The organism is Achromobacter sp. DH1f, from assembly GCF_000633435.1.
GTDB classification, from domain to species: Bacteria; Pseudomonadota; Gammaproteobacteria; order Burkholderiales; family Burkholderiaceae_B; genus Achromobacter; species Achromobacter deleyi.
Window position 1 is genome coordinate 1 of the sequence record NZ_AYMF01000063.1, and the last position, 2,848, is coordinate 2,848.

Below are 2,848 nucleotides of genomic sequence, written 5' to 3' on the forward strand. Positions count from 1 at the left end.
GCTTGGGCCGGCTCGGCTTGGCTCGGCCGGCTTCGTTCGGCTCGGCCTGCATGACTGCGCTTGGCCTCGCGCGAGGTTGAGCCGGACTTGCTTGGCCGCCGCCCTGCCGGTCTCGGCCTGCGCCCGCGTGTCTCACGTGTCCGCCCATTTCAGAATCCAGAAGCACGTTCGGTGCCGGGATCGAAACCGTTGGACGCTGCCCTCCGATATCTATTTAACCACTAACAAGAGTTTTATTATTAATTTTACATCTCACGGTGAGCCCCTCTAAGCTGGTACGAATTCTCCAACCGCTTATAGCAGAAGGACTTCTCATGCCTCTGGACCACCTCCCCCGCCCGCAATGGCTTACCTTCGACTGCTATGGCACCCTGATCCAATGGGACGAAGGCCTGCAGGCCGCGGTAGCCCGTATCCTGGCCGGCGGCCAACAAGCACACACGCCCACACCAGCCCAATTCCTCAGCGTCTACGACGAACATGAGCACCGGCTCGAACGCACGCCGCCCCACATGAGCTTCGCCGACGTCACCCGGGAATCCCTGCGGCTGACCATGCATGACCTGCAACTGTCCTACCGCCCCGAAGACGCCAGCCTGCTGACCGGCAGCATCTCCGCCATGCCGCCGTTTCCCGAAGTCGTCGACACGCTGGCGATCCTGAAACAAGCCGGCTTCAAGCTCTGCATCATTTCCAACACCGACGACGCCATCATCGCCGGCAACGTCGCACAACTGGGCGGCCACATCGACCGCGTCATCACGGCCGAACAAGCCGGCGCCTACAAGCCATCACGCAAGATCTTCGCCCACGCCCACGACAGTCTAGGCGTCACCCCCGACGAGGTCGTGCACATCTGCGCCAGCCCGCACCTGGATCACGCCGCCGCGCGCGACATCGGCTTTCGCTGTGTCTGGATCGACCGCGGCACCGGCCGCCAACCCTTGCCGGACTACCGTCCCGACGCCACCGTCTCCACCTTGGACAAGGTTCCGGCCCTCTTCCGACAGGCAGGCTGGCTGTAAAGCGGGTGACGGCAGGGCAGCCGTTGAGGCTGCACTTGAACCAGCGCCTTGAGGCTGCATTTGCACCTGGCCTTGAGGCTGCATTTGCACCTGGCCTTGAGACTGCATTTGAACCTGGCGTTGAACCTGGCTTCGAGCCTGGCGTTGAACCGGTCTTCGAGACTGGCGCTGAACCTGGCGCTGAGCTTGGCTTTGAGCTCAACGTTGAGCACGGCTTCGAGACTGGCTGTCAGGCAGCATTCCAGGCAGCATATAGGCTGAGCAATCAGAGATACGGCAGATATATTTTCTGCCAGGTTTGCAAAACCGAAAGCCAGCACTGCCTTTCGGTCGGCCGTAGCTCCTCTTGGCAGAGCAATGCCAATCCGCTACGGTGATCCATCCATTCGCCCTATTCCAACCGTCAACCTGGACATCCACGCTGGGTAGCCCAATGAACAAAGATCCTCACTTCCCCGACGCGCTCTTTCATGCCGAACATGTCGCCGCCTTGCGTGCCGACCTGGCCCTGGCGCTGCGTGCCGCCGCCTCCCATGGGCTCGGCGAAGGCGTGTGCAACCATTTCAGCGTCGCGCTGCCCGGCGATCCCGACCATTTCCTCTTGAATCCCCGTGGCCTGATGTGGAACGAAGTCCAGGCCGACGACGTCGTGCTGGTCGACGCGCATGGCCAGAAGCTGGCGGGACGCCACGAGGTAGAACCGACGGCCATGTTCATCCACGCCGCCATTCACCGGATTGCCGGCAAGGCCTGTGTGCTGCACACGCACATGCCCTACGCCACGGCTCTGACGCTAACGGCCGACCGCACGCTCGACACCACCCTGTCCCAGAACGCCATGCGTTTTCATGGCCGCATCGCGGTCGATGCCGACTACAACGGCCTGGCCCTGGACGCCAGCGAAGGCGAACGCATCGCCCACGCCATGCAGGGCGCCGACATCGCCTTCCTGGGCAATCACGGCGTCGTCGTCTGCGGCGAGCGCCTGGACTACGCCTACGACGATCTTTTCTTCCTCGAGCGCGCCTGTAACGCGCAGGTCCTGGCCCAATCCACCGGCCGCCCCATGGCGCCGGTAGATCCCAGCATCGCCGCCAAGGTCGCCTCACAGATTCAAAGCGAACGCCTGCAATCCGAGCTGTTCTTCATCGCCCTGCGGCGCCAACTGCCGGATACCGGATCGCGTTGACGTCGTCAGGTGCGCAATCGCATCAAGTCGATCCAACAGAATCCAAAACGGGCGAGATCGCATTCACGCGTCCCCTACCGCCAAAACAAAAACCCCACAGGCGTGAGCCTGTGGGGTTTTCTCTTGAATAACTGCCTGACGCTGACCTACTTTCACAGACGTCCGTCCACTATCATCGGCGCAAAGGCGTTTCACTGTCCTGTTCGGGATGGGAAGGAGTGGTACCACCTTGCTATGGGTATCAGGCTTTGACTTGCCGAGCATCACGCCACAAGGGCGAATACTCAAATCCTGGGTACTGCATCACACCAGGCGCTGCACGATCAGAGCATCAACTCGATAATCGCACCGCACACAGGCGGGTCTTTCACACAAAGACAAAACCCCACAGGCCAGAGCCTATGGGGTTTTGCGGAATAAAAGCCTGACGATGACCTACTTTCACAGACGTCCGTCCACTATCATCGGCGCAAAGGCGTTTCACTGTCCTGTTCGGGATGGGAAGGAGTGGTACCACCTTGCTATGGTCGTCAGGCGTAACTGGTTGAGTGGTTGCTTTGAGGGCAACAACTCCAATCTTGGAAGAAGCGCAACGTGTGGTGATCAGAGACTGGCTCGATGATCACGCACAGTG

General features: G+C 60.8%; 2 protein-coding genes and 2 rRNA genes. 2 read left to right on the forward strand and 2 right to left on the reverse strand.

All coding sequences use genetic code 11. The features are described 5' to 3' along the window. The first annotated feature begins 314 nt into the window (after window positions 1-314). Both U858_RS0132760 and U858_RS0132770 read left to right on the forward strand, forming a co-directional pair. Window positions 315-1,025 (forward strand): haloacid dehalogenase type II, encoded by a 711-nt coding sequence (locus tag U858_RS0132760; RefSeq protein ID WP_025141312.1) that lies wholly within the window; start codon window positions 315-317, stop codon window positions 1,023-1,025. 433 nt (window positions 1,026-1,458) lie between these two features. After that, window positions 1,459-2,214 carry an aldolase gene (locus tag U858_RS0132770; protein ID WP_025141314.1) on the forward strand — a complete coding sequence of 252 codons (756 nt, stop codon included), beginning with the start codon at window positions 1,459-1,461 and terminating at the stop codon, window positions 2,212-2,214. Window positions 2,215-2,347: 133 nt separating this feature from the next. On the opposite strand, the gene rrf (U858_RS0132775) is transcribed toward U858_RS0132770, so the two are convergent. Continuing rightward, window positions 2,348-2,460, reverse strand: a 5S ribosomal RNA gene (gene rrf / locus U858_RS0132775). A gap of 176 nt (window positions 2,461-2,636) precedes the next feature. After that, window positions 2,637-2,749: ribosomal RNA gene (rrf, locus tag U858_RS0132780) — 5S ribosomal RNA — on the reverse strand. Window positions 2,750-2,848 lie beyond the last annotated feature (99 nt).

Bases quoted from the DNA above. Each gene is read 5' to 3' on its own strand.
- U858_RS0132760 (WP_025141312.1), top strand. From the start codon at position 315: ATGCCTCTGGACCACCTCCCCCGCCCGCAATGGCTTACCTTCGACTGC.
- U858_RS0132770 (WP_025141314.1), top strand. From the start codon at position 1,459: ATGAACAAAGATCCTCACTTCCCCGACGCGCTCTTTCATGCCGAACAT.